We start from the raw sequence: 23,478 nt of genomic DNA on the forward strand, positions 1-23,478 counted from the left end.
GGCACGGTCTGTGGGCAATTCCCGAGTGGGCGCAATCTCAGCGTCCGATGCACCCGGGGGGTACCGGAAGGCGGACAGAGGTCATAAGGCCCGCCGCGCCAAGGAGCCGGGGGCTTTTTAGGCACGGAAACGCCAATGAATCACATACTCACGCTGGCCTTCGGGGCCGGCGTTCTGGGAGTCCTGTACGGGGCGATCCAGACCTTCGTCCTGATGAAGGCCGGGACGGGCAACGACAAGATGCGAGAGATCGCCGCCGCCATCCAGGAAGGGGCGTCGGCCTATCTGAAGCGTCAGTATTTCACCATCGGTATCGTCGGCGTGGTCGTCCTGATCGCGGCCTGGCTGTTGATCGGACCCTATGCGGCGGCCGGCTTCCTGATCGGCGCGGTCCTGTCGGGTGCGGCCGGTTATGCCGGGATGCTGATCTCGGTGCGCGCCAATGTGCGCACGGCCCATGCGGCATCCCAGAGCCTGGCCAAGGGCCTGGACCTGGCGTTCCGCTCGGGCGCCATCACCGGCATGTTCGTGGCGGGCGGGGCCCTGATGGGGGTCGCCGGCTATTTCGCCGTCCTGGTCGTCCATATGGGCCTGGAGCCCACGAGCCGTGAGGTCGTGGACGGTCTGGTGGCCCTGGGCTTCGGGGCTTCGCTGATCTCGATTTTCGCGCGTCTGGGCGGCGGCATCTTCACCAAGGGCGCCGATGTCGGCGGTGACATGGTGGGCAAGGTCGAGGCGGGTATCCCCGAGGATGATCCCCGCAACGCCGCGACCATCGCCGACAACGTCGGCGACAACGTCGGCGACTGCGCCGGCATGGCCGCCGACCTGTTCGAGACCTATGCGGTCGCGACCGTGGCGACCATGGTGCTGGCCGCCATCTTCTTCCGCGGCTCGGAGTATGTCGGGGCAATGATGCTGCTGCCGCTGGCGATCTGCGGCGTCTGCATCGTGACCTCGATCATCGGCAGCTTCTTCGTGCGTCTGGGCAAGAACCAGAACATCATGGGGGCGCTGTACCAGGGCCTCATCGTCACCGGCGTCCTGTCGGTCGGCGCGGTCTGGTGGGTGATCTCGCAGCTGGTTCCGGATGCGATCACGACTACGGGCGGGCTTGTCATCCAGCCGATGAGCCTGTTCTGGGCGGGTGTCGTGGGCCTGGCCGTCACCGCCGCCATCGTGGTGGTGACCGAGTTCTACACCGGCTCTAACTACCGTCCCGTCCGTTCGGTGGCCCAGGCCTCGGTCTCGGGCCATGGCACCAATGTGATCCAGGGTCTGGCCGTCTCGCTCGAGGCGACCGCCCCGATCGCCCTGGTCATCATCGTCGGCATCGTGGCCAGCTTCCAGCTGGCCGGCTCCTTCGGCATCGCCATCGCCACCACGACCATGCTGGGTGTCGCCGGGATGATCGTGGCGCTCGACGCCTTCGGTCCTGTCACCGACAACGCGGGTGGCATCGCCGAAATGGCGGGCCTGCCGCCCGAAGTGCGTCACTCCACCGATGCGCTGGACGCCGTGGGCAACACCACCAAGGCCGTGACCAAGGGCTATGCGATCGGTTCGGCGGGTCTCGGCGCGCTCGTGCTGTTCGCGGCCTATACGGAGGACCTGAAGTACTTCGCCGCCGAAGCCCTGCCGGGGTCGTTCTTCTACGGTCTGGGCGAGGTCACCTTCGACCTGACAAGCCCCTATGTCGTCGTCGGCCTGCTGTTCGGGGGTTTGCTGCCCTTCCTGTTCGGCGGGATGTCGATGATGGCGGTGGGGCGCGCGGCCGAGGCGGTCGTCGCCGAGGTGCGTCGCCAGTTCCGCGAGAACCCGGGCATCATGACCTATGAGGTCAAGCCCGAGTACGGCAAGGCGGTCGACATCCTGACCAGGGCCGCGATCCGCGAGATGATCGTGCCGTCGCTGTTGCCTGTGCTGTCGCCGATCGTCCTGTTCGTCGCGATCCTGGCCATCACGGACAAGGCCACGGCGTTCGCGGCTCTCGGTGCCATGCTCATGGGCGTCATCGTCACCGGCCTGTTCGTCGCGGTCTCCATGACCAGTGGCGGCGGGGCCTGGGACAACGCCAAGAAGGTGATCGAGGAGGGCTTCACCGACAAGGACGGCGTCCTCCACGGCAAGGGTTCAGAGGCCCACAAGGCCGCTGTCACCGGCGACACGGTCGGCGATCCCTACAAGGACACGTCAGGCCCTGCCGTGAACCCGATGATCAAGATCACCAACATCGTGGCCCTGCTGTTGCTGGCGGTGCTGGCGAGCGGCAAGGTGTTCTGATCCCAGGATCAGGCCGCTGAAATGAAAGACGCCCCGGAGAGCGATCTCCGGGGCGTTTTCTGTCTCCCTCCCCCTCGGGCGAGGGTGGTCGAAGCGCAGCGAAGACCGGGTGGGAAGGGCAAGGCAAGACAGCGCCGTATCGCTTTGCCGCCCCCACCCGATCGCTTCGCGATCTGCCCTCCCCCGCAGGGGGAGGGAGAGATAGTTCCTAGTCCGGACGGCGCGCGCCCGGGACGTCTTCGTCGGTGCGGGGCAACTGGCCTCGGGCGACGTTGCCAAGCAGCTGTTCCATGATGGTCAGGGCGCGACCGCGGGTCGGGGTCTCGCGACGTTCCATGGCGATCTTCTCGCCGTCGTCCAGGCCCAGGGTGCGCACAGCGGCGACCTTGCCGTCGGCCTCGTTGAAGGTGATCTCGGTGATGCTGCGCTGGGAAACCTGGGGACGGTTGTAGGTGTAACGCTCGGTCGTCTGGCTCATATAGTACCAGATCTGGTCCTTCTCGAAGGTCGAGGTGGTCGAGGGCGTGCCCAGGCGAGCCAGCACCGTCTCCTTGGTGTCGGTGCCCGCGACGATGTCCGACGGTGCCACGTCGACGACCTGGAACCCGTGCAGCCCAACCACGGGAGCGCAGGCGCCCAGGGTTCCGAGCACGGCGACGGCGGCGACGAGGGCAGGAATACGGGTCATGGATGGGGCCTGACGAGCAACAAGGTCTTTGACCTAACCGGACCCGCGTCCTAGTTCAACGTCGCGGCGGAAAAGGGGCCGCATGACATGCTGACTGCTCTGCTGAGAAAACGACCCAAATCGCCGCCCCCGGTGGGCGAGGCCCTGTATGCGGCGGTGTCCGCGCAGGCGCGCCAACCGGCGTTCTATACCGACCTGGGCGTCGAGGACCGGATCGATGCGCGGTTCGAGCTCTACACCCTGCACGCCCTGCTGCTGATCCTGCGGCTGCGCGACGAGGACAGTGAAGGGCCGGCCGAGGGCGCAGCGGCCGCCCAGAGCCTGTTCGACGTCTATGTTTCGGCTCTGGACAATGTACTGCGCGAACTCGGCGTCGGAGATGTCTCGATGGCCAAGAAGATGCGCAAGCTGGGTGAGGCCCTCTACGGCCGGATGACCGCCTATGAGGGACCGCTGCGGGCTGAGGACGTCGGTGCCCTGTCCGCCAACCTGGCGCGCAACGTCTATGGGACCGAGGACGCAGCGCGGGCCGAGCCGCTGGCCCGCTACGCCCTTGCGGCGCGTCGGACTCTGGGCGCTCAGCCGTTCGCCGATGTGCTCGCCACGCCAGCCTGGCCGGAGATCGCCGCATGACCCCGACCCTGCCCCTGAGCGAGCCGGTCCGCCTGAACGAGATCGGCAAGGGTCTGGACCGGACGTTGGAACCGGACGCGGCGGCGCGGGCGAAAATCGCCAAGGCTCTGGACCTCGCGTCGCTGGACGCCTTCGTCGCCGACCTGTCGGTGGCCCCGGCCGCCAACGCCGGATATCGCCTGACCGGCCGCGTCCGGGCCAGTGCCGTCCAGACCTGCGGCATCACCCTTGAGCCCCTGCCGGTCGAGATCGATCAACGATTCTCGATCGATCTTGTCGAGGCTGTCGACCCGATCGAGACCGACGAAATCGAGATCACCCTGGACGATGACGCCCCCGACGTGATCGAGGACGGGCGAATCGATCTGGGCCAGTACGCCGTCGAACAACTGGCGCTGACGCTGGATCCCTTTCCGAGAAAACCCGGCGCGGAGTTCGTCCAGCCCGAGGAGCCGGCAGAGATTTCGCCGTTTGCGGTCCTCAAGCAATTCAAGGCGAAGGACGCCGGGGAAACCTGACGTAACGACAGCCGCTTTGCATCGTCGCCGTTGCGGCGGTATGCCTCGCCCAATAGATGAGCGACGCGATCACGCGTCCGGAGCGAACAGCCTCTTGCCATCCCCAGTCCTGATATCCCTCGACGCGATGGGCGGCGACCACGGCCCGGCCGTGGTGGTGCCCGGCGTCCGCGACTACATCCGACGTCACGGCGGGGAAGGGGTGCGGTTCCTGCTGCATGGTGACGAGGCGGCGATCGCGGCCGAGATGGCGACGTGCCGACTGGGCGACGACGTTTGCCAGATTCGTCATACCGACAAGGTCGTCGCCATGGACGAGAAGCCCGCCCAGGCCATGCGCCGCGGCAAGGGCTCCAGCCTCTGGAACGCGGTCGAATCGGTGAAGTCGGGCGAGGCGGGTGCCGTCGTGTCGGCCGGCAACACCGGCGCCCTGATGGCGATCTCCAAGCTGATCCTGCGGATGTCGGCACCGGGCCTGGAGCGACCCGCCATCGTGGCCAGCTGGCCGACCCTGAAGGGCGTGACGGCGGTGCTGGACGTCGGTGCCAATATCGAGAGCGACGCCGAACAACTGATCGAGTTCGCCATCATGGGCGAGGCGTTTCACGCCGCCGTCCATGGCTCCGGCCGTCCCACCATCGGCATATTGAACGTCGGCTCAGAGGACATGAAGGGCCATGAGGATGTACGCGAGGCCCATGCGGTGCTGCGCGCCGGTGGTCTCGACCTGAACTACCACGGCTTCGTCGAGGGCGACGACATCGCCAAGGGCACGGTCGATGTGGTCGTGACCGACGGCTTCACCGGCAATATCGCGCTCAAGACGGCCGAAGGCACCGCGCGCTTCATCTCGGCCCTGCTGAAGGAAGCCCTGACGTCGGGGGTCCAGGCCAAGCTGGGGGCCCTGATCGCCCTGCCGGCGCTCAAGGCCATGGGCCAGAAGATCGACCCGAGCGCCATCAATGGCGGGCCGCTGCTGGGACTGAACGGCATCGTCGTGAAGAGCCACGGCGGGGCCAATGCCAAGGGCTTCGGCAACGCCATCCGCATCGGCGTCGACCTGGCCCGCAGCGACTATCTGGTCAAGGTCGGCGAGAAGATGGGCAAGCTCGACGCCGTCATGCACGCCGCCCAACCCGCCCCCGAAAGCCCGACGATTTCCGGAGAAAGTCTGTAGTGAGCGTCACCCGTAGCGCCGTGACCGGCGTCGGCTCTTTCCTGCCGGAAAAGGTCGTCACCAATGCGGACCTGTCAAAGTTCGTCGACACCTCCGACGAATGGATCGTCGAGCGCACCGGCATCCGCCAGCGCCATCAGGCGCGCGACGACCAGCCGACCAGCGACCTGGCGACCGAGGCCGCGCGCCGCGCCCTGGCCGACGCGGGCAAGACCCCGGCCGACGTGGACCTGATCATCGTCGCGACCACGACGCCGGACATGACCTTTCCAGCCACCGCTTCGATCGTCCAACGTAAGCTGGGCTGTCCGGTCGGCATCGCCTTCGACGTCCAGGCGGTGTGCTCGGGCTTCGTCTATGCGCTCAGCGTCGCCGATGGGTTCGTGGCGCGGGGCATGGCCAAATGCGCCCTGGTCATTGGCGCCGAGGAGATGACCCGGCTGATGGACTGGACCGACCGGACCACCTGCGTCCTGTTCGGCGACGGGGCCGGAGCGTTCGTGGTCGAGCCGCGCGAGGGGCAGGGGACCAAGGCGGACCAAGGCCTGCTGGGGTTCGCCCTGCGCTGCGACGGCACCAAGACGGACCTGCTCTATGTCGATGGCGGGCCGACGACGACGGGGACGGTTGGCCATCTGCGGATGCTGGGCAATCAGGTGTTCCGCCATGCCGTGGTGAACATCGCCGAGGCCATCACCGCCGCCTGCGCCGCCTCGGATATCGAGATCGCCGACGTCGACTGGTTCGTGCCGCACCAGGCTAACCAGCGAATCATCAAGGGCGTCGGCGATCGACTGGGTCTGGACGAGGACAAGGTGATCACCACCGTGGCCCTGCACGCCAACACCTCGGCCGCCTCGATACCCCTGGCGATGGATGCCGCGATCCAGGATGGGCGCATCAAGCGCGGCGATCTGGTGCTGCTGGAGGCCATGGGGGGCGGCCTGACCTGGGGCGCCTGCGCAATTCGCCTGTAAGGTGACGCTTCCGACTTTGACTTTGCGCGGTTTTCACCGCTTTATGAACGGGTCAGGATCATTGGAGCGAACATCTTGGGCGAACAGAGCACCCTGACCCGAGCCGACCTCTGCGAGGCCGTCCACGAGGATGTGGGTCTGTCGCGACAGGAATGCTCCACCATGGTTGAACGCACTCTGGAGCTGATCGTCGAGGCGCTGCAACGCGGCGAGACGGTCAAGCTGTCGGGCTTCGGCGTCTTCCAGGTCCGCGACAAGCGTGCCCGCATGGGGCGCAACCCCAAGACGGGCGAACCGGCGGCGATCAATCCGCGCCGGGTCATCAGCTTCCGCGCGTCCCAGATCATGAAGTCCAAGGTACACGACGCGGGCGTCGGGGCCTGATCCCTTGGCCGTCAAGCCCGCCACAAAAGGCCCTCAGGCTTTTCGTACCATATCCGAAGCCTCGGACGCAGTCGGCGCGCCCCAGCACGTGCTGCGCTTCTGGGAGACCAAATTCACCTTCGTGACTCCGGTGAAGCGGGCAGGCGGGCGTCGGTTCTATCGCCCTAACGACATCGTGGTGCTCAAGGCCATCAAGCGCCTGCTGCATGACGAGGGCCTGACCATCAAGGGCGTCCAGCGCCTGCACAAGGATCAGGGCCTGGCCCGTCTGGCCGCCTATGGCGATCCCGACTCGACCTTCGTCATGGATGCCGAGCCGGATTCCACAACGTCCGCTGAGTCGGATGCATCCACCGCAACCCTCGGCGACCACGAAGGCCTGACGGCCATTATCGCCGATCTGGAGGCCGCTCGCGTTCGCCTGGACGCCGTCCTGGCCGCCTGACGCGCTTTTCCCGATTTTCGGTTTGCGGCGGCGAGGGTGCCCCGCTATAGGACCGCCTCTCGGAGCGTGGCGCAGCCTGGTAGCGCACTTGACTGGGGGTCAAGGGGTCGCAGGTTCGAATCCTGTCGCTCCGACCATCGCGAAACGATGGTGGGTATCGAGAACATGGATGCGGTCGCTGCTACAGTTTGAGGCCGCATCCAACTCGACGTGCCATCGGACCTTCACCTCCATTCGAATGATGCCACGGGCTTGGGATAAGCTTTGCTGGCCGTCGCCGACCTGTCGATGCTTTGATACGGGCAGGACATGCATTCTCTAGTCGGCGAATCTTGATTCCTCTATGTTCGCGCCATGGACCTCATGGACAGCATCCGTAGCGGTATTCTTGAGCGCTTTCGGGCTCCACCGCATGAGATGGTTTCCGAATCGGGTCGTTTCATCAACTTCATGGGATTACGGACGCGGGTTGATTTCTTCGCCGGAGGGGACACTCATGACGGTGCGATCTTCAACCAGGTTCCTGATCCCGACGACGGGATTTATGGTGGAGTTGGAGAGTACTCTGCCATCCTCTCGGCAGTCGAGGCCAGCAAGGAACGATTCACAATCGTAGAGTTAGGCGCTGGCTGGGGGCCTTGGATCAGTGCGGCTGGGGTCGCCTGCCGACGTTGGGGAATTGGAGACGTCACTCTCGTCGCCGTTGAGGCCGTCGAGAACAAGCTTGGGATGATTCAGGATCATCTTTGGAGCAATGGGCTGGGACATCACACGATCCGCGTCCTGCATGGAGCGGCATGGGATCAGCCGGAGACCGTGCAAATCCCCTCTTGGGTCGCGCCTGTCGATTATGGTGCGGCAGCGGGTCAGACGGGCGGCGACTATCGGGGCCATGAGACACCAATGGTCGATGTGCCAGGGCTGACTCTGGATATGATCTGCGAAGGCCTAGGGATCATCGACTTTATGCACTGGGATGTTCAAGGGGCCGAGGTCCGCCTAGTCCAGAGCAACCTAGAACTTCTAGACAGCCGAGTGCGCCGATTGTTCATTGGGACCCATAGCCGGAGCATTGAGGGCCGTATCATGGACGCCCTATACGGGCTCGGCTGGCACCTCGCATGGGAACAGCCCTGCCGTTTGCGATACGACAGCTGCAAGCCAACTCTAGAAGGCATGACTATCAAAGACGGCGAGCAATACTGGATTAACCCAAAGCTCGTCTGACCCGTTCTAAAAAGAAGAGACGTCGGGGGTCGTCGAAAGACGGCCCCGTTTTTCGTTCAGCGGCGCTTAGGCCCCCTCTCAGCCCATGAATACAGCGGGATCAGCGGTACGCCCCAGACCAGGCCCGCGCCGCCGAACAGCAGCAGGTCGATCCACCAGCGGTCCGGCAGCCGGTCGCCGATCGCGATGACGGTCCAGACATAGGCGGCCAGGAAGATCAGCGTCAGCAGGGCGGCCAGAGCGCGGCGGGGGCTGGGCCGTTCGACGGGCGCGCTCATCGCTTGTTCCTCAAAAGGTAATAGGCCAGCAGGCTGAGCGCGGCCCCGCCCAGCGCCCACAGGATCCAGTTCCAGTCGTCCATGGTCGTCAGGGCAAACACCCGGATGACCAGGAACCAGCCGCAGGCCGCCCCGACCGAGGCGACCAGCAGGGCCCCGCCGAAGCCGCGCTTGCCGCCCAGCATGTCGGCGATCCCGGCCACGATCAGGACGCCCACGACGGCGATGAGGATGTCGGCGTACTGCAAGGCGTCCATTCTCCGTGCCCGCCCGATCCCGCCTGCGACGACGAGGTTCGGAAAACCGCTTTGATCTTGCCTTGATGGCCGGGCATACCGCCAAGGTCCGGGGACGATCTGTCGCCTCCGTTCAGAACGACAGTGTATCCGTCAGGACGGCAGGCGTCGAATGAAGCGTTTGGGCTATCGCGAACAAAGTCGATCGGTCGCGGTATGGCTGTTCGTCTGCGCGGCCATGGTGTTCGCCATGGTGGTCATCGGCGGGATCACCCGCCTGACCGGGTCGGGCCTGTCGATCACCGAATGGAAGCCCATCATGGGTGCCCTGCCGCCGATGAATCCGGCCGCCTGGGCCGAGGCGTTCGAGAAATACAAGGCCATCCCCCAGTACGCCCAGGTCAACGCCGGCATGAGCATGGCCGAGTTCCAGGGCATCTTCTGGTGGGAGTGGGCGCACCGTCTGTTCGGCCGGCTGATCGGGGTCGTGTTCGCCGTTCCGTTCGTCGTCTTCCTGCTGATGCGAAAGATTCCCCGTCGGCTGGTCTGGCGCTGTTTCCTGCTGCTGGCGGCGGGCGGCCTTCAGGGCCTGATCGGCTGGTGGATGGTGTCGTCGGGCCTGTCGGAGCGGGTCGATGTCGCGCCGGAGCGGCTGACCGTCCACCTGGGGCTGGCGCTCGCCATCTTCGCCGGCCTGATCTGGACGGGGCTGGAGGCCTGGGCCGGAGAAGAGCATTCGCGCTCGCCCGAGGGCTGGAGCCGGGGTGCCGCCGTCCTGCTGGGGGCGGTCTTCGTGCAGTGCCTGCTGGGCGGATTGGTCGCGGGGGCCAAGGCGGGGTTCGTCTATACCGACTGGCCGATGATGAACGGTGGGTTCTTCCCGCCGGTGGAATGGGGCAAGGGAGCGCTGGCCTTCTTGCATGACCAGGCCCTGGTCCAGTTCAACCACCGCATCTGGGGCTACCTGCTGGTGGCGTTCGGCACGGCCTATGCGATCCAGGGCTGGCGCTGGCGGCTGGCCGAGGGACTCGGCGCCTTCGCCTTCGTGGTGGCGGGCGCGCTCTGGCTTCAGGCGCTTTTGGGGGTTGTCACGTTGATCCACGCCGTGCCGCTGTGGCTGGGCGGATTGCACCAGGCAGGCGCGGCCATCGTGTTGATGTTGGCGACGATGAACCTGTGGATGGTGCGTCGCTCGCAGCCGAGACTGTTCATGTCGGGCCCAAGGCGTCGATAGGGCTATCGTTTAGGAAAATAATCCGGCCTCGGCCTTGCGGTTCCGTTTGACGTCTCCATGTTCGCGTGACGGTCTTTGACACGTCCAATGAAGCGGGCCGAACAGGTTCGATCCGGTCGCGAGCCGCGTCATTCCTGGCGCTTTGGCGCTTTGGCGGTGTGTTTTTCAGACCGCCACCGCCACTCCAAGGATTGGCCACAAGACGATCAAGTCAGGCCAAGACCGGCATGACGAGTGCTGATAGATGCGGTATTTTAGTACCGTATTAGAAAAGCGATGTAAAAACAGTGATGTAGATGCGGGTCATGCATTTCGCCCGCATTGACCTCCGCACGCCCATCCTCTACTAGCGCGCCTTCCGCTCGTTCCGACCGCTGTTGGCTCGGGCCGCCCGTTTCGTTTTCCAGGAATCCACCGACATGCTGAAGAGCACCACGGTCGCGCTCAAGCCGGCCGACGTCGACAAGAAGTGGATCGTCATCGACGCCGAAGGCGTCGTTGTCGGTCGCCTCGCGACGTTCATCGCCAACCGCCTGCGCGGCAAGCACCTGCCCACCTACACGCCTCACGTCGACCTGGGTGACCACGTCATCGTCGTCAACGCCGACAAGGTCGTGTTCACCGGCAAGAAGCTGACCGACAAGGTCTACTATCGCCACACCGGCCACCCGGGCGGCATCAAATCGACCACCCCGCAGAAGGTCCTGAACGGCCGCTTCCCCGAGCGCGTCCTTGAAAAGGCCGTCGAGCGCATGCTGCCCAAGGAAAGCCCGCTGGCTCGCCTGCAGATGACGCACCTGCGCATCTTCGCCGGCGCCACCCACACCCACGAAGCCCAGCAGCCGGAAATCGTCGACTTCAAGTCGATGTCCGCCAAGAACTTCCGGAACATCTGAGCATGACCGACGTCACCGCCACCGAAGCGACCGGCTTCGACGCCCTGAAGGGCCTCGGCACCACCGCCGAAGCCGCCCCCGAATATGTGCAGAAGCTGGATGCGCAAGGCCGCGCCTATTCGACCGGCAAGCGCAAGAACGCGATCGCCCGCGTCTGGGTCAAGCCCGGCACCGGCAAGTTCACCATCAACGGCAAGGACCAGCTCCAGTATTTCGCCCGCGAAATCCTGCGCATGATGATCGCCCAGCCCCTGGTCGTCACCGGCCGCGAGACCCAGTTCGACGTCGTCTGCACGGTCGAGGGTTCGGGCCTGTCGGGCCAGGCCGGCGCCATCCGCCACGGCCTGTCGCACGCCCTGACCCACTATGAGCCGGCCCTGCGCCCGGTCCTGAAGCCCCACGGCTTCCTGACCCGCGACAGCCGCGTGGTCGAGCGCAAGAAGTACGGCCGCGCCAAGGCCCGCAAGTCCTTCCAGTTCTCGAAGCGTTAAGTCGTTTCGTACGGTTTGGATTGGGGGCGCTTCGGGAAACCGGAGCGCCCTTTTTCTTCTGGAGGTTCGGATGAAACGGATCGCAGTTTCCGGCGCAGACCGAGATCCCTCGGGAGCACATCACCTGAGTGATGATGCCATCAAGAGTGCTGGCGGCGTAGAAATCGGCGAGCGCATCGTCATCTTCCTAGTGGACGAGCCGCTCGAATGCGACGCGGTAGTCCAGTCATTTGCGGGGTGGGAGCCCCACTTGTTTGGCCGCGAAATCGGCCTCTGGCGTGAACCTAGACCATGACCCACACCATCTTCATCGACGGCGAAGCCGGCACCACGGGGCTTGAGATCCGCGAGCGGTTGGAGGCTCGCGCCGACCTGGAACTGATCCTGCTGGGCGATCGCAGGCGCGATCCGGCCGCGCGGCGTGAGGCGCTGAACGCGGCCGATGCGGTGATCCTGTGCCTGCCCGACGATGCGGCGATAGAGGCGGTCGGCATGATCGACAATGCCACTACTCGGGTCATCGACGCCTCCACGGCCTTCCGGGTCGCCGACGGCTGGACCTATGGCTTCGCCGAGATGGATGTGGGGCAGGGGGCGGCGATCGCGGGCTCGACGCGGGTCAGCAATCCAGGCTGCTATCCGACCGGCTTCATCGGCCTGATGCGGCCTCTGGTGAAGGCCGGGATCGTGCCCGCCGACCGGTTCGTCACCGTCAACGCCGTGTCCGGCTATTCCGGCGGCGGCAAGTCCATGATCGCTGAGTTCGAAGCAGGCGGGGCGCCCGCGTTCCGCGCCTATGGCCTGACCCAGCACCACAAGCATGTGCCGGAGATGACCCGTCACACCGGCCTGAGCCACGACGTGATGTTCGCCCCGGCTGTGGGCGCCTATCGCCAGGGGATGCTGGTCGAGGTGCCGCTGCATCTGGCCTCCCTTCCGGGCTCGCCCTCGATCGAGGTCATCCACGGTGCCCTGGCCGAACACTATGCCGGCTCTCGCTTCGTCGAGGTCGCCGACCTGGAGACCACCGAGGCCCTGACCGGCATCGACCCCGAGGGCCTCAACGGCACCAACCGGATGCGCCTGCACGTCTTCGGCGATCGGTCCGGATCACAGGCGCGGCTGGTCGCCCTGCTCGACAACCTCGGCAAGGGGGCGTCGGGGGCGGCGGTGCAGAACCTGAACCTGATGCTGGGGCTGCCGGAAGACACCGGCCTGACCTGACCCTTCTCCCTAAGGGGAGAAGGAAGATGGCTTGAAACCTTCCGCCATCGCGCGCCGTATGTAGAGGTATGACCCACGCCACTCTGATCCCTCACCGCCGTGCATTGCTGACCGGCACCGGTGCCCTGGCCATCACAGCGTTTTCGTCCCAGGCCGCCAGCGCTGACGAAGCCGCGTTCGCCTCGTCGCCCTTCCGCCGGATCACCGACGCCCAGTGGCGTGCGCGGCTGCCGGCCGCCAGCTATGACGTGCTGCGGCACGAGGGCACCGAGCGGCCCTACACCAGCCCGCTGAACGAGGAACACCGCGCCGGCACTTTCGTCTGTCGCGGGTGCGAATTGCCGCTGTTCCTGTCGGCCTGGAAGTTCGACAGCGGCACCGGGTGGCCCAGTTTCTTCCGGGTCAACCCGGCCAATATCGGCACCAAGCGCGACCTGGCCCTGGGCATCCCCCGCGTCGAGTACCACTGCGCCCGCTGCCTGGGGCATCAGGGTCACGTCTTCGACGACGGGCCGCGCCCGACCGGCAAACGCTACTGCAACAACGGCGTCGCCCTGATCTTCAAGCCCGGCTGAGGGCCTTCATCGCCGAGTCGACGGTGAAGCCGAACATGATCGAGGCGATGACCACCAGCAGGCCGTAGTCCCAGCCGCGCACGAAGAAGGGCACGGCCGCCATCACCATGACCACCAGCGGAAAGATGCCGGCCCACAAGGCCGAGGTCGGGGCTTCCAGGCTGATCATCGGCGGCCGATCGACCCGGATCTTCATCAGCCGCGCCAGCGGCCGGTTCAGGAACACGAACATCACCGTGTAGAGCCCGGCCAGGAACGGATAGCGCCACGCAGGCCCTGCCTCGCCATAGACGGTCGCGGTCAGGGTCAGCAGGAGCAGGGGAATACCGGTGGCGACGGCCAGCAGCAGGTTGGGTTCGATACGCTTCAAGACTTCACTTTCACATAGGACCCCGGCGCCGGCTCGATCGCCTTCAGGGGCCGGTCTTCGGGTCGCGGGCCGGGATCATCTCACCCGAACGCGCAGCCAGCCATTTGGCCCAGTGCGGCCACCAGCTGCCCGGATGCTCGACCGCACCCGCCTGCCATTCGGCCAGGGTGTCGGGGAAGGCGTCATTGGTCCAGTGGTTGTACTTGTTGGCCGCCGGCGCATTGATGACACCGGCGATATGGCCCGATCCTGCCAGGGTGAAGGTCAGGTCGTCCGACCCGAACACCTTGGCCGAGCGATAGATCGAGTTCATCGGCGCGATATGGTCCTCGCGCGACGCCTGGAAATACAGCGGCGTCTTGACCTTCCCCAGGTCGATCCGCTGCCCCCCGACCTCGAACTCGCCCTTCGACAGCTTGTTCTGGCCGTACAGGCTGCGCAGATAGTCCATGTGCAGGGCCTTGGGCATCCGGGTCTGATCGGCGTTCCAGAACAGCAGGTCGAAGGCGGCAGGCGACTTGCCCATCAGATAGTTGGACACGAAGAAGGACCAGATCAGGTCGTTGGCCCTGAGCGCGTTGAACGTCTCGGCCATGGCCGCGCCGGGCAGCACGCCACCCGCGTCATCCATCATCTGTTCGACTTGGGCCAGCCAGTGTTCGTCGGTGAACAGCAGCAGGTCGCCCGCCTCGGCAAAGTCATGCTGGGCGGCGAAGAAGGTGGTCGCGTTGATCCGCGTGTCGCCCTTGGCCGCCATGTCGGCCAGGGCGATCCCCATCAGGGTGCCGCCGATGCAGTAGCCCACGGTGTTCAGCCGATCGACCCCGGCCTGTTCCATCGCCTTTTCGGTGCAGCGATAGATGCCCTTGTGCAGGTATTCGTCAAAGCCGAACGCGGCCTTGTCCACGTCCGGATTGACCCAGGAACAGACGAACACCGTGAACCCCTGTGCCGACAGCCAGCGGATCATCGAGTTGGCCGGCTGCAGATCCATGATGTAGAATTTGTTGATCCACGGCGGGAAGATCAGCAGCGGGATCCTGTGCTGCTGATCCGTCGCAGCGTCGAACTGGATCAGTTCGAACAACTCGTCTCGCCAGACGACCTGACCGGGGGCCGTGGCGACGTTCTCGCCCACGACGAACTTGCCATAGTCGGCCTGGCTGATCTGAAGCTTGCCTGCGCCGCGTTCCAGGTCGGCGGCGAAATTCTGCATCCCCTTGACCAGGGATTCGCCGTTGGTCTCGGCCATCGCCTTCAGCGCCGCCGGGTTGGAGGCCAGGAAGTTCGCGGGCGAGAAGGCGTCGGTCAGCAGCTTGGTGAAGAACTCGGCGCGGCGCTTGGTCAGGGGATCGACATCCTCGACCGAGGCGACCAGTCCGTTCATCCAGTCCGACGTGACCATGTAGGACTGACGCATCATGTCGAACATGGGATTTTCGGACCATGCCGGATCCTTGAACCGCTTGTCCTTCGACGGTGCCGCCTCCTGTCCCGCCGCGCGGCGGGTCGTGGTGGCCCACAGGTCCAGATAGCGATTGAACAGGTCGGCCTGGGCGGTGAACAGCTTCTCGGGCTTGGCGGCCAGGCTGGTCATCACCTCGGACATGGCCGGACCGACGTTGAAGGGGTCGGGGTTCATGGCCGCGACGGGGTCCTTGCCCCTGCCGGAAAGCGCCGCCTCGGCCATCGCCGCCTGGGCCGTCATCGCGGCCTTGGCCAGGTTGAGGGACAGGGTCTCCAGCATGGCCTGCTGCTCGGCCCCCATGGTGCCGAATGGGTTGGCCGCCGCTTCGACGGTGTCGGCCAAGGAGGGCGGGGTCTCGGGCTGGGGCTTCGGCTCGGGCGGCGGCAGGGACGGTGCCGTTTCGGCGGCCGCCTTCTTGGCGCGCGGGCGAGGCGGCTTGGCCGAGGTCGGGCGACCCGACTTTCGCGGCGCAGCAGGCGGCAGATCGGCAGAGGAGGGCAGGTCGGAGGCCGGGGTCGGGCGCTTGGCCATCGGGTGTCCTTCTGGCGTTTCCTGGCGGAGCGAACGGGATGCCGCCTTCCGCCGGTCGCGATCATGGCATATGACCGACCCCGAAATGAACGTGTGCGCGCGGAAAAAGATTCTTCGGCCGGTCTCGTTGGCGGCACTGCTGGCCGCTGGCGTATGCCTTTCCGGCTGTGTCGGCGCGTTCGACCCCGAAGTGGATGCCGCGTCACCCGTCGCGCCCCGAGTCGTGGCCCTGGTCGAGGCCAACCGAACCTATCCGCGCTGGGAAGACTTCCCCAAGGCGACCCCGGCCCCCGAGCCTGTCCAGGTGGCGGCTCGCGTCAACACCCTGCGCGCCACTGGCGGTGCCCTGGCTGGAGAGGTCGAGCGGTTGGAGTGGACCCTGGGCGACGCCGAGGCCTTCCAGCGTGACGTCGCCGCGCGGATCGCCGCCACCCCGGTCTCGCCTGATGCCGTCCAGACGACCGAAGATATCGAGGCACGCGCTGCGGCCCTGCGCGCCCGGGCTGCGGCACCGCCGTCCATCGACCGGCCTCGCCCTTAGGCCGCCTTGCGCATGGCCGACGGCTCACCCATTCCCGCCTTCCTCGATGTCACACGATCGCTGTCCGGTCGCACCTGGCGACAGCGTCCGGCCGAACCTGCCGTCATCCGCGCTCATATGCAGGCGCTTGGCCTCGACGAGCCGCTGGCGCGGGCTTTGGCGGCTCGGGGCGTCCGGTCGGATCAGGGTGCCGATTTTCTGAAGCCGACGCTGAAGGCCCTGTTTCCGGATCCGTCCAGCTTCATGGATATGGACGCGGCGGCGACCGCCATCATCGAGGCCCTGGTCCAAGGTCGCAGTGTCCACGTTTTCGCCGACTATGACGTGGACGGGGCTTCGAGCGCGGCCCTGCTGGTGCGCTGGTTCCGGGCCATGGGGGCCGAGCTGCCGATCTATGTCCCCGACCGGATCACCGAAGGGTATGGCCCCAGCGCGAAGGCCTTTGACACCCTGAAGGCATCGGGAGCCGATCTGGTCATCACGGTCGATTGCGGGGCTGCGGCGAACGAGGCGGTGGCCCATGCGACCGAGATCGGGCTGGATGTCGTGGTCATCGACCATCACATGATGCGCGAGGAACCACCGCATTGCCTCGCAGTAGTCAATCCGAACCGGCCGGGCTGCAACTCCGGCCAGGGCAATCTGGCGGCGGCCGGGGTGGTGTTCGTCCTGCTGGCCGCCCTGAACCGTGAGGCGCGCAGCCGGGGCCTGTTCGCCGACCGGGATCAGCCGGACATCCGGCAATGGCTCGATCTCGCTGCCATGGGGGCGATCTGTGACGTCACCGGCCTGACCGGCTTCAACCGCGCACTGACGGGGCTGGGGCTGGGCGTAATGTCGTCTTGGGGCAATCCCGGCCTGAAGGCCTTGCTGGCCGCATCGGGAGCGGTCGAGGGCCCGGCGAAGTCGAATCATGCGGGCTTCATCCTCGGGCCGCGAATCAATGCCGGGGGTCGAATCGGCAAGTCGGACCTCGGCGCGCGACTGCTCTCTACCGACGATCCGGATGAGGCGCGGACGCTGGCGCAGGAGCTGGACGCCCTGAACATCGCCCGCCGCGAGGTTGAGCGAGATGTGACCGAGGAGGCCACGCGTCGCGTCGAACAGACGGGTCGCCACGCCGACGGCTCTGCGGTCGTCGTGATCGCCGGCGACGACTGGCATCCAGGGGTAGTCGGAATCGTTGCGGGTCGTCTGCGCGAACGCTGGAGAAAGCCGGTCATCGTCATCGGCGTGGATGCGGTCAACGGGATCGGCAAGGGCTCGGGCCGGTCTCAGCCGGGCATGAACCTGGGGCGCGCAATCCAGGCGGCCTGGAACGAAGGAGTGCTGATGGCCGGCGGCGGTCACGCCATGGCGGCGGGCCTGACCGTGCGTGCTGATCGCATCGACGAGCTTCGCGACTTTCTGAACGATCGACTGTCCGGCGAACAGGCCGAGGCCGAGGCGATCGACCGGGTCGAGATCGATGCCCTGATAGGACCCTTCGGCGCGACCCGGGCCCTGTTCGAATCGTTCGAGCAACTGGCCCCGTTCGGCCCGGCCAACCCGGAGCCGCTGTTCGCCATCAGCGGTGTCCAGGCGCGAGAACCGGTCGCCATGGCGGGAGGGCATGTCCGCTGTCGTCTGGTCGGTGCCGACGGTCATTCGGTAAAGGCCATCGCCTGGCGCTGCGCCGACCTGCCGGGAGGAAAGGCGTTGCTGGCCGGGCAGGGCGGTCTGAACGTGGCCGGTCGCCTGAAGGCCGACGACTGGAACGGCCGGAAGGGTGTGCAGTTCGAGATCGAGGACATCGCCGACCCCCGCATGGCCCAATAGACGGCGTCTCGATCGTCCCTGTCGAAATACCGCGTTTCGATGCTTGCGCCCTCCGGAATCGCCCGCTATATCGCCCGCTCTCGCGCAGCGGTCCCTTCGTCTATCGGTTAGGACGTCAGGTTTTCAACCTGAAGAGAGGGGTTCGACTCCCCTAGGGACTGCCACGCGGGATTTCCCCGACATCGACAGTTTCGCTCGCAGTGCGTGTGATAACGGCATCGTCCGTCCATGGCGCACGGACGATTTTGGGCTGCCGAAGGACCTGAATGGCCTTTCCGGGCAAGGACGTTTCCCAAACGGTATCGATGCGGATGGAAACGTGCGTTTTTGTCTTTTCCACAGCTCGCGGAACCGTGGTAAATGAAACCCGTCCGCGTCAGGAGCGGATGGGGGAAGTGTTGTTGTGTCTGATTTCGAGGGGACGGAGGTCGCGGACATCGTCCGGATCACCGGCCGGATCAAATGGTTCGATCCGGGCAAGGGCTATGGTTTCATTGTGCCGGACGAGCCCGCGCACACGGATGCCCGTGACGTGCTTCTGCACGTCAGCAGCCTGAGGGACAGCGGTCACGAGACGGTGGGCGAGGGCGCACCGATCACCTGTGACTGCGTGCGCCGCCCCAAGGGCTGGCAGGTCACCCAGGTCCATGAGGTCGGCGAGGGTGCCCCGGTGTCCCCGCGCGTTCGCTCCGGCGGCTACGAAAGCCTGCGCAGCGATCATCGAGGTCTGGAAGGGGCCGCGACCGCTGCGTCGGGTGAGCTCGAATCCGCCACCGTCAAATGGTTCAATCGCACCAAGGGCTATGGATTCGTGGTGCGCGCCAGCGATCCAGGCGATATCTTCGTTCATATCGAGACCCTGCGTCGCTTCGGCCTGGACGATCTGGTTCCGGGCGAGACGGTCAGGGTTCTGTTCGCCGAAGGTCCCAAGGGGCTGGTGGTGGCCGAGATCAAACCGGGCGACTGATCTCGTCGCCCTCGACAAGGGCGAGCGAATGTCTGGACTGCGCAACCTGATCCTGGCCGGCGTGCTGTTTGCGCTGACCGCTTGCGCGCAGGGGCCCAAGCCTCCGGAGGACAGCGCCGGTCGTCCGATGGAGGCGCTTACGGTGGTCACCGCCTCCGGTCCCCACGCCTTCTGGGTCGAGATCGCGGACGATGAGCCAGAGCGCCAGCGCGGCCTGATGTATCGTCCCCCGCTGGAGGCTGATCGCGGGATGCTGTTCCAGTTCGACGTCGCCGAGGAACAGGGGTTCTGGATGCGCAATACGCCCAGTTCTCTCGACATCGTCTACATCGGGGCCGACGGAAAGATCGTCTCTATCGCCGGCCACACGACGCCCTTCTCGGAGGCGACCCTGCCGTCGAACGGGCCGGCCAAGGGTGTGCTGGAGGTCCGCGCCGGCCGGATGGACCAGATCGGGGCCAAGCCCGGCGACACGGTCCGGCACCCTTTCTTCGGCAACTGATCGGTTCGCGTTTGCGGCGCGGCGCCGTTTGTGCCAAATCCCGCCGCCGGAGTGTAGCGCAGCCTGGTAGCGCATCTGGTTTGGGACCAGAGGGTCGGAGGTTCGAATCCTCTCACTCCGACCATCCCCACCCGGAAGTGTTCTGCGTCAGGTCCCATGCGGACGGCTGGCCGGCCCCTCGGTGGGCCCGCACCGCCTCGATCCTCCCCATCGTTAGCAAATTCGCAGGAGGAGCGGGCGCATAGTGAACGTCTTCGGTCGTGCTGCGTTTTCAATGACAACGATTCGAGGACTTCTGGAGGCCATCATGAGCTACGCACCTCTCCATCTCCACACCGATCACACCCGTCCCACGGCCGCGCGGCTGGGTGCTTGGATCGACAACCTTGTCGGTCGTGTTCTTGGACCGCCGTCCGTCAAGCGCATCGCCGCCGACATCCGATCCGGCCACATCGCTCGCTACGTCGAGCCCGGCGTGCGCCAGGTCTATATGGATGACGGCAAGGTCTATGAGGCGACGGCCGCCGACGGTTGGGAACCGCATCTGGTCCGCTGAAATCGACGTCTCGACGGCGGGATGCGGGACGCTATAAGACCGGCTGTCCGACCTGTTCGCCCGAGGAACCCATGCTGGCTCGCATCTACCGCCCCGCCAAGACCGCGATGCAGTCGGGCAAGGCCAAGACCAAGGACTGGCGGCTGGAGTTCGAGCCGGCTTCGGCTCGAACCGTCGATCCCCTGATGGGCTGGACATCCTCTTCCGACATGAACGGCCAGGTCCGGCTGTCGTTCGAGACCAAGGAAGAGGCCGTCGCCTATGCCGAGCGCCATGGCATCGCCTTCCGCCTCAGCGAGCCCCAGGAAGCGCCGCTTATTCTCAAAGCCTACGCCGACAACTTCGCCACCAGCCGCAAGCAATCCTGGACGCACTGAGCGATAGGTGGGAACGCGAACCAGCGGGTATCGCTCCCGGCTTGAGCCGCGGGGCCGTTGCCGCTAACCGTCTCCACGCTCCAGCGCCCATAGCTCAACCGGATAGAGCACCCGCCTTCTAAGCGGACCGATGTCGTTGAAATGTCAGATGGCCGTCGGAAAAAGGCGGGTCAATACTGGCGAACCGGGCCTTGAAATGACGTAACTATTTTCGGGAGTCCGACGGTCGCGACGGCCGGTGGAGGGGTCCGGGCCGCTGCGATGTCGCGCTGCATGTACCCGTACAGCTGCATGGCCATCCAGGCGAACAGGCTGATCAGGATCAGGACGGCGAGGTTGATCGCCCACTTCAATCCGTTCTTCACGTCGAGGATGGCATTGCCTAGCGCCTCATACCGCAGAGCGCATTCCCGCTCGTGGCCTTCGATCTTCGCATAGGCTCCTGCCACGGTCTGCCGTCCTTCGGTCACCTCGGGCCCTTGCTTAAACGGATGCACGCTCATTGGGTTCAACCCGCCAGCACGAGCCATGCCGCCATCAGGAAGCATAGCCCGGCGATGCCGAGGATGATCGAGAAGGCGACGCGCGGGTTCATCGGGCCAGCTCGAAATGAGGGCCATCCGTGAACGCCCGCTTGCCGATCTTGCGACGCGCGGCTCCATAGGCCTCAACGGCCGAGACCATGGCTCCGGGCGTGCCGGACTTGATGTCGGCCAGATCGATCCAGGCGCCGCCCCACCGGATCGCCACGCCCTCATCCTTGGCCGCCTGCCACATGGCCGCCGCGATGGGATAGATCGCGGGCCATTCCCAGCGCAGCTTGCCGTTGATGTATGGCACGAGGTCGACCGCATGGCCGAATCCGTCGGCCTGTGCGCGGTGCATGGAGTTGAGCGTCTGCGATGCACCGGCCGCGACAAGCCGCTTCTGTTCCTCCAGCGTGCGCAGGCCGTCGTGAACGCTGAAGTCCTGGGTCGACAGGCCGATGGCGCGCTTCACGACCCGCACGAGGTCGGGGTGGACGCCCTGCAATTCCTTGAGCGAGCCCGCCCCGAGGATATTCGTCACGGCTTCACGACCGCAACGGCATCCGACACGGCGCTGGCCACCGTGACCAGATCCTTCTTGGCCCGGTGCGTGCGCCACAGCCCGTATCCGGCGGTGCCGAGGGTCACGAGAGCGGTGGCCAGGCCTTCCACGTTGGTCAGATCGACCCATCCGCGCGAGACGGCGGCGGTGCCCAGCATCACGATGAGATAGCGGGCCGCCGCTGCAACGGGCGCGGTGCCGGCCTTGACGGTGATCGGATTCGAGAAAAAGTCGGTCATCGCCGTGGCCTTTCGCGCGGGGGCAATCTTCGGTTGCTGCACCATCGCGATAGGGGCCGTTAGCGGGAATGCACCGGCGTCATTCTGAGCGGGGAGCAGCAAGGGCTTCGGCGGCCGACTGACGGTCTGGGAAGCGGCCGAGGCAGACATATCGCCCCGTGAACGCCGCCCATTCGGATTCGCTGATCTGGGCGTCCAGAACGTCGTCGATGATCTCGGCGGCGTCTTCCGGGCGCATCCCCTCGATCGCCTGCGGGCGTTGCGCCAGGCATCGGACGACCCCGATCTTTTCCCCGTCACGCAGCACGTTCATGATGAAGCTGTTCGACGTGCCGGGAAGGCTCGCGTGTTCAAAATGGATCATGCCTGTGGCTTCCTGATGAGCTTGTAGCGAAGGCCTTCGGTGACAATGTTCGAGTGGTAGTAGCTGCCGGTCCCAGACGCCGTGAACACAAGCTCGAACTTCATGGTCAGGCCGACCGGCGTGCAGGTCAGGGCGAAGAAGTTCGCATTTCCCGAGGACACTTCTGTTGAGTCGATGGTGACCGCAGCCAAGGCTCCGGTGTTGTCCTCAACCCGGCCGACGACCTTCAGGCTCCCGCCCGCCACGCCCTGAACAAGACCGTGGGCAGTGAAGGTGAACTCGACGCCCGTGTATGCGGCGATGTCGATCTGATACAGCCAGCGGGTGTGCGCGCCGGTCGCGAGGCCTTGTTTGTAGACACCGGTGCCCCGGCTATCGACGCCTTGAGTCTTGACCCGGCTCTCGGTCATGAGCGGCATGGACGAGACCGGATCGATCTCCCCGCCGACCGCGACGTCAATGACCCAGCCGTGGATGCTCTCGGGCGGCGTCGTGGTGAAGCGCGCCAGATAGCGAGCCTGGGCGTCCAGTTGCCCGTTCGTGATGCGGACGTTGGTCATATATTCGCCGACGTCGCAGGAGATCAGAGCGGCCTCAGCGGCTGTGATCTGGCCCGGCTCGAACGTGATGTCGCCGATGACCGTGGACGGAGACGACACCTTGAACCGCAGGACGGCGGGCTTGGTTTCGAGATCGCCGGCCGTGACGCCGGTATCCCACGCCTGATTGCCCTTGAAGGACCGGAAGTGGTTCCCGGTGCCCGACCCGTCCTCGGCGAGGAAGGTGTATTTGGCGTTGATCGCGCCGACCAGGGCCGGGTCGTAGAACGTCCACAGATCCTCGATCAGGTTGTTGTTGAACCAGTTTTCCTCGCCGTGGATCGAGGCGCGCGTACCGAGCGCGTTGTGCATGGTCGTGAAGCAGCCGATCGACGTGATGCGGTTGAACTTGCAGTTCTCGACCAGGTGCGAGTCGCCGGTCAGCTTGAGCGCGCTCGTCGCCGTGTTGGAGATCGAGCCGATGGTGTTGACGGCCTTGAACCGGCCGATCGTGCGGTTGCGCTGGGGGGCGGCGACGGCACAGGTCATGTGGGGTTTGTTGGTCGGGATCGTCCACACCGACGCCTCGTCAAATCCGACAAGGTTCGGAACGCCCTCCAGCTCAATCCCATCGGCCAGCGAGAAGACGTTCGGCGGCATGATGGCCGTGCCGCCCTCGTTGATCGACGCCTGGATCATCGCCTCGATCGCGACCGTGTACGGCCCGGATGCGAGGCCCGTGCTGACGTCCTCGAACGTCCGTGCCTTGACGCCGCCGCCGGTCTTGTCCCGGAATCCCTTGGGGTCGGCAGACAGCCCCGCAGGCTCGGTGTAGGTGATCCCGGCCATCG

29 protein-coding genes, 3 tRNA genes and 1 pseudogene are annotated in these 23,478 nt (G+C 65.6%); 23 read left to right on the forward strand and 10 right to left on the reverse strand.

The features are described from left to right. The first annotated feature begins 135 nt into the window (after positions 1–135). A complete protein-coding gene (locus O5K39_RS12555) occupies positions 136–2,283 on the forward strand; it encodes a sodium-translocating pyrophosphatase (protein WP_271143962.1) in 2,148 nt (715 codons plus the stop codon). 208 nt (positions 2,284–2,491) lie between these two features. Here the strand turns inward: O5K39_RS12555 and bamE are convergent, their stop codons facing one another. Continuing rightward, positions 2,492–2,971: an outer membrane protein assembly factor BamE gene (gene bamE / locus O5K39_RS12560; RefSeq protein ID WP_271143963.1), complete on the reverse strand. Its 480-nt coding sequence runs from the start codon at positions 2,969–2,971 to the stop codon at positions 2,492–2,494. A gap of 87 nt (positions 2,972–3,058) precedes the next feature. Between bamE and O5K39_RS12565 the strand changes: the two genes are divergently transcribed. The 8 genes from O5K39_RS12565 to O5K39_RS12600 all read left to right on the forward strand — a co-directional run bounded on the left by O5K39_RS12565 (position 3,059) and on the right by O5K39_RS12600 (position 8,332). After that, the gene (locus O5K39_RS12565; protein ID WP_271143964.1) at positions 3,059–3,604 is read left to right on the forward strand and encodes a ubiquinol-cytochrome C chaperone family protein; all 546 of its coding nucleotides are present in this window, start codon (positions 3,059–3,061) and stop codon (positions 3,602–3,604) included. Next, positions 3,601–4,122, forward strand: coding sequence for a DUF177 domain-containing protein (locus tag O5K39_RS12570; protein WP_271143965.1), 522 nt, complete (start codon positions 3,601–3,603; stop codon positions 4,120–4,122). The genes O5K39_RS12565 and O5K39_RS12570 overlap by 4 nt, the downstream gene beginning before the upstream one ends. A gap of 94 nt (positions 4,123–4,216) precedes the next feature. After that, entirely contained in the window at positions 4,217–5,299 is a 1,083-nt protein-coding gene (gene plsX, locus O5K39_RS12575; RefSeq protein ID WP_271143966.1) for a phosphate acyltransferase PlsX, read from the forward strand. Further along, complete coding sequence (locus O5K39_RS12580) at positions 5,299–6,276, forward strand: beta-ketoacyl-ACP synthase III (RefSeq protein ID WP_271143967.1); 978 nt, start codon at positions 5,299–5,301, stop codon at positions 6,274–6,276. Before plsX ends, O5K39_RS12580 begins: the two co-directional genes overlap by 1 nt. A gap of 75 nt (positions 6,277–6,351) precedes the next feature. After that, positions 6,352–6,660: an integration host factor subunit alpha gene (locus O5K39_RS12585; RefSeq protein ID WP_271143968.1), complete on the forward strand. Its 309-nt coding sequence runs from the start codon at positions 6,352–6,354 to the stop codon at positions 6,658–6,660. Positions 6,661–6,664: 4 nt separating this feature from the next. Next, positions 6,665–7,105, forward strand: a complete 441-nt coding sequence (locus tag O5K39_RS12590) for a MerR family transcriptional regulator (RefSeq protein ID WP_271143969.1) — start codon at positions 6,665–6,667, stop codon at positions 7,103–7,105. A gap of 60 nt (positions 7,106–7,165) precedes the next feature. Next, positions 7,166–7,242: transfer RNA gene (locus O5K39_RS12595), tRNA-Pro, on the forward strand. A 217-nt stretch (positions 7,243–7,459) separates the two neighbouring features. Beyond that, positions 7,460–8,332 carry a hypothetical protein gene (locus tag O5K39_RS12600; RefSeq protein ID WP_271143970.1) on the forward strand — a complete coding sequence of 291 codons (873 nt, stop codon included), beginning with the start codon at positions 7,460–7,462 and terminating at the stop codon, positions 8,330–8,332. A gap of 56 nt (positions 8,333–8,388) precedes the next feature. On the opposite strand, the gene O5K39_RS12605 is transcribed toward O5K39_RS12600, so the two are convergent. Together O5K39_RS12605 and O5K39_RS12610 are read right to left on the reverse strand one after the other, a co-directional pair. Continuing rightward, positions 8,389–8,610, reverse strand: a complete 222-nt coding sequence (locus O5K39_RS12605; RefSeq protein ID WP_271143971.1) for a DUF2842 domain-containing protein — start codon at positions 8,608–8,610, stop codon at positions 8,389–8,391. Continuing rightward, positions 8,607–8,867 carry a transglycosylase gene (locus O5K39_RS12610; RefSeq protein ID WP_271143972.1) on the reverse strand — a complete coding sequence of 87 codons (261 nt, stop codon included), beginning with the start codon at positions 8,865–8,867 and terminating at the stop codon, positions 8,607–8,609. The genes O5K39_RS12605 and O5K39_RS12610 overlap by 4 nt, the downstream gene beginning before the upstream one ends. 151 nt (positions 8,868–9,018) lie before the next feature. Between O5K39_RS12610 and O5K39_RS12615 the strand changes: the two genes are divergently transcribed. From O5K39_RS12615 to msrB, 6 genes are all read left to right on the forward strand, one after another. Then, positions 9,019–10,080, forward strand: coding sequence for a COX15/CtaA family protein (locus O5K39_RS12615; protein WP_271143973.1), 1,062 nt, complete (start codon positions 9,019–9,021; stop codon positions 10,078–10,080). A 419-nt stretch (positions 10,081–10,499) separates the two neighbouring features. Continuing rightward, positions 10,500–10,976 carry a 50S ribosomal protein L13 gene (rplM, locus tag O5K39_RS12620; RefSeq protein WP_271143974.1) on the forward strand — a complete coding sequence of 159 codons (477 nt, stop codon included), beginning with the start codon at positions 10,500–10,502 and terminating at the stop codon, positions 10,974–10,976. A gap of 2 nt (positions 10,977–10,978) precedes the next feature. After that, positions 10,979–11,467: a 30S ribosomal protein S9 gene (gene rpsI / locus O5K39_RS12625; protein ID WP_271143975.1), complete on the forward strand. Its 489-nt coding sequence runs from the start codon at positions 10,979–10,981 to the stop codon at positions 11,465–11,467. A gap of 70 nt (positions 11,468–11,537) precedes the next feature. Then, positions 11,538–11,762, forward strand: a complete 225-nt coding sequence (locus O5K39_RS12630; protein WP_271143976.1) for a hypothetical protein — start codon at positions 11,538–11,540, stop codon at positions 11,760–11,762. Further along, positions 11,759–12,691 (forward strand): N-acetyl-gamma-glutamyl-phosphate reductase, encoded by a 933-nt coding sequence (argC, locus tag O5K39_RS12635; RefSeq protein WP_271143977.1) that lies wholly within the window; start codon positions 11,759–11,761, stop codon positions 12,689–12,691. The genes O5K39_RS12630 and argC overlap by 4 nt, the downstream gene beginning before the upstream one ends. A gap of 68 nt (positions 12,692–12,759) precedes the next feature. After that, positions 12,760–13,266, forward strand: a complete 507-nt coding sequence (gene msrB / locus O5K39_RS12640) for a peptide-methionine (R)-S-oxide reductase MsrB (RefSeq protein ID WP_271143978.1) — start codon at positions 12,760–12,762, stop codon at positions 13,264–13,266. Here the strand turns inward: msrB and O5K39_RS12645 are convergent. Beyond that, on the reverse strand, positions 13,253–13,636 hold the full coding sequence (locus O5K39_RS12645; protein WP_271143979.1) for a hypothetical protein: 384 nt from the start codon (positions 13,634–13,636) through the stop codon (positions 13,253–13,255). The genes msrB and O5K39_RS12645 overlap by 14 nt on opposite strands. Then, positions 13,633–15,635, reverse strand: a pseudogene (gene phaC, locus O5K39_RS12650) (class I poly(R)-hydroxyalkanoic acid synthase). The gene O5K39_RS12645 and the pseudogene phaC overlap by 4 nt, the downstream one beginning before the upstream one ends. A gap of 70 nt (positions 15,636–15,705) precedes the next feature. Here phaC and O5K39_RS12655 point away from each other — a divergent pair. The 8 genes from O5K39_RS12655 to O5K39_RS12690 all read left to right on the forward strand — a co-directional run bounded on the left by O5K39_RS12655 (position 15,706) and on the right by O5K39_RS12690 (position 20,396). Further along, positions 15,706–16,176, forward strand: coding sequence for a hypothetical protein (locus tag O5K39_RS12655; protein ID WP_271143980.1), 471 nt, complete (start codon positions 15,706–15,708; stop codon positions 16,174–16,176). Between the two features lie 12 nt (positions 16,177–16,188). Continuing rightward, complete coding sequence (gene recJ / locus O5K39_RS12660) at positions 16,189–17,994, forward strand: single-stranded-DNA-specific exonuclease RecJ (protein WP_271143981.1); 1,806 nt, start codon at positions 16,189–16,191, stop codon at positions 17,992–17,994. Between the two features lie 89 nt (positions 17,995–18,083). Continuing rightward, positions 18,084–18,158 (forward strand) — tRNA-Glu (locus tag O5K39_RS12665). 239 nt (positions 18,159–18,397) lie between these two features. Beyond that, positions 18,398–18,961 carry a cold-shock protein gene (locus tag O5K39_RS12670; RefSeq protein WP_271143982.1) on the forward strand — a complete coding sequence of 188 codons (564 nt, stop codon included), beginning with the start codon at positions 18,398–18,400 and terminating at the stop codon, positions 18,959–18,961. Positions 18,962–18,989: 28 nt separating this feature from the next. Beyond that, positions 18,990–19,463 (forward strand): DUF192 domain-containing protein, encoded by a 474-nt coding sequence (locus O5K39_RS12675; protein WP_271143983.1) that lies wholly within the window; start codon positions 18,990–18,992, stop codon positions 19,461–19,463. 47 nt (positions 19,464–19,510) lie between these two features. Continuing rightward, a tRNA-Pro gene (locus O5K39_RS12680) sits at positions 19,511–19,587 on the forward strand. A gap of 183 nt (positions 19,588–19,770) precedes the next feature. Further along, entirely contained in the window at positions 19,771–20,019 is a 249-nt protein-coding gene (locus O5K39_RS12685; RefSeq protein WP_271143984.1) for a hypothetical protein, read from the forward strand. Positions 20,020–20,090: 71 nt separating this feature from the next. After that, entirely contained in the window at positions 20,091–20,396 is a 306-nt protein-coding gene (locus O5K39_RS12690) for an ETC complex I subunit (protein WP_271143985.1), read from the forward strand. Positions 20,397–20,566: 170 nt separating this feature from the next. On the opposite strand, the gene O5K39_RS12695 is transcribed toward O5K39_RS12690, so the two are convergent. The 5 genes from O5K39_RS12695 to O5K39_RS12715 form a co-directional block, all read right to left on the reverse strand. Next, on the reverse strand, positions 20,567–20,866 hold the full coding sequence (locus O5K39_RS12695; RefSeq protein WP_271143986.1) for a hypothetical protein: 300 nt from the start codon (positions 20,864–20,866) through the stop codon (positions 20,567–20,569). A gap of 121 nt (positions 20,867–20,987) precedes the next feature. Then, the gene (locus tag O5K39_RS12700) at positions 20,988–21,464 is read right to left on the reverse strand and encodes a M15 family metallopeptidase (RefSeq protein WP_271143987.1); all 477 of its coding nucleotides are present in this window, start codon (positions 21,462–21,464) and stop codon (positions 20,988–20,990) included. Beyond that, positions 21,461–21,724, reverse strand: coding sequence for a hypothetical protein (locus O5K39_RS12705; protein ID WP_271143988.1), 264 nt, complete (start codon positions 21,722–21,724; stop codon positions 21,461–21,463). The genes O5K39_RS12700 and O5K39_RS12705 overlap by 4 nt, the downstream gene beginning before the upstream one ends. A gap of 79 nt (positions 21,725–21,803) precedes the next feature. Beyond that, positions 21,804–22,088, reverse strand: a complete 285-nt coding sequence (locus O5K39_RS12710) for a hypothetical protein (RefSeq protein WP_271143989.1) — start codon at positions 22,086–22,088, stop codon at positions 21,804–21,806. Beyond that, positions 22,085–23,476: a hypothetical protein gene (locus O5K39_RS12715; RefSeq protein ID WP_271143990.1), complete on the reverse strand. Its 1,392-nt coding sequence runs from the start codon at positions 23,474–23,476 to the stop codon at positions 22,085–22,087. The genes O5K39_RS12710 and O5K39_RS12715 overlap by 4 nt, the downstream gene beginning before the upstream one ends. Positions 23,477–23,478 lie beyond the last annotated feature (2 nt).

The sequence above is a fragment of the Brevundimonas sp. NIBR10 genome (assembly GCF_027912515.1).
Classification (GTDB): domain Bacteria; phylum Pseudomonadota; class Alphaproteobacteria; order Caulobacterales; family Caulobacteraceae; genus Brevundimonas.

What these genes read in the sequence shown, in the direction of transcription:
- O5K39_RS12555 (WP_271143962.1), top strand. Translation starts at nt 136, where the DNA reads ATGAATCACATACTCACGCTGGCCTTCGGGGCCGGCGTTCTGGGAGTC.
- bamE (WP_271143963.1), bottom strand. Translation starts at nt 2,971, where the DNA reads ATGACCCGTATTCCTGCCCTCGTCGCCGCCGTCGCCGTGCTCGGAACC.
- O5K39_RS12565 (WP_271143964.1), top strand. Translation starts at nt 3,059, where the DNA reads ATGCTGACTGCTCTGCTGAGAAAACGACCCAAATCGCCGCCCCCGGTG.
- O5K39_RS12570 (WP_271143965.1), top strand. Translation starts at nt 3,601, where the DNA reads ATGACCCCGACCCTGCCCCTGAGCGAGCCGGTCCGCCTGAACGAGATC.
- O5K39_RS12600 (WP_271143970.1), top strand. Translation starts at nt 7,460, where the DNA reads ATGGACCTCATGGACAGCATCCGTAGCGGTATTCTTGAGCGCTTTCGG.
- O5K39_RS12605 (WP_271143971.1), bottom strand. Translation starts at nt 8,610, where the DNA reads ATGAGCGCGCCCGTCGAACGGCCCAGCCCCCGCCGCGCTCTGGCCGCC.
- O5K39_RS12610 (WP_271143972.1), bottom strand. Translation starts at nt 8,867, where the DNA reads ATGGACGCCTTGCAGTACGCCGACATCCTCATCGCCGTCGTGGGCGTC.
- O5K39_RS12615 (WP_271143973.1), top strand. Translation starts at nt 9,019, where the DNA reads ATGAAGCGTTTGGGCTATCGCGAACAAAGTCGATCGGTCGCGGTATGG.
- rplM (WP_271143974.1), top strand. Translation starts at nt 10,500, where the DNA reads ATGCTGAAGAGCACCACGGTCGCGCTCAAGCCGGCCGACGTCGACAAG.
- rpsI (WP_271143975.1), top strand. Translation starts at nt 10,979, where the DNA reads ATGACCGACGTCACCGCCACCGAAGCGACCGGCTTCGACGCCCTGAAG.
- O5K39_RS12630 (WP_271143976.1), top strand. Translation starts at nt 11,538, where the DNA reads ATGAAACGGATCGCAGTTTCCGGCGCAGACCGAGATCCCTCGGGAGCA.
- argC (WP_271143977.1), top strand. Translation starts at nt 11,759, where the DNA reads ATGACCCACACCATCTTCATCGACGGCGAAGCCGGCACCACGGGGCTT.
- msrB (WP_271143978.1), top strand. Translation starts at nt 12,760, where the DNA reads ATGACCCACGCCACTCTGATCCCTCACCGCCGTGCATTGCTGACCGGC.
- O5K39_RS12655 (WP_271143980.1), top strand. Translation starts at nt 15,706, where the DNA reads ATGACCGACCCCGAAATGAACGTGTGCGCGCGGAAAAAGATTCTTCGG.
- recJ (WP_271143981.1), top strand. Translation starts at nt 16,189, where the DNA reads ATGGCCGACGGCTCACCCATTCCCGCCTTCCTCGATGTCACACGATCG.
- O5K39_RS12675 (WP_271143983.1), top strand. Translation starts at nt 18,990, where the DNA reads ATGTCTGGACTGCGCAACCTGATCCTGGCCGGCGTGCTGTTTGCGCTG.
- O5K39_RS12685 (WP_271143984.1), top strand. Translation starts at nt 19,771, where the DNA reads ATGAGCTACGCACCTCTCCATCTCCACACCGATCACACCCGTCCCACG.
- O5K39_RS12690 (WP_271143985.1), top strand. Translation starts at nt 20,091, where the DNA reads ATGCTGGCTCGCATCTACCGCCCCGCCAAGACCGCGATGCAGTCGGGC.
- O5K39_RS12705 (WP_271143988.1), bottom strand. Translation starts at nt 21,724, where the DNA reads ATGACCGACTTTTTCTCGAATCCGATCACCGTCAAGGCCGGCACCGCG.
- O5K39_RS12710 (WP_271143989.1), bottom strand. Translation starts at nt 22,088, where the DNA reads ATGATCCATTTTGAACACGCGAGCCTTCCCGGCACGTCGAACAGCTTC.
- O5K39_RS12715 (WP_271143990.1), bottom strand. Translation starts at nt 23,476, where the DNA reads ATGGCCGGGATCACCTACACCGAGCCTGCGGGGCTGTCTGCCGACCCC.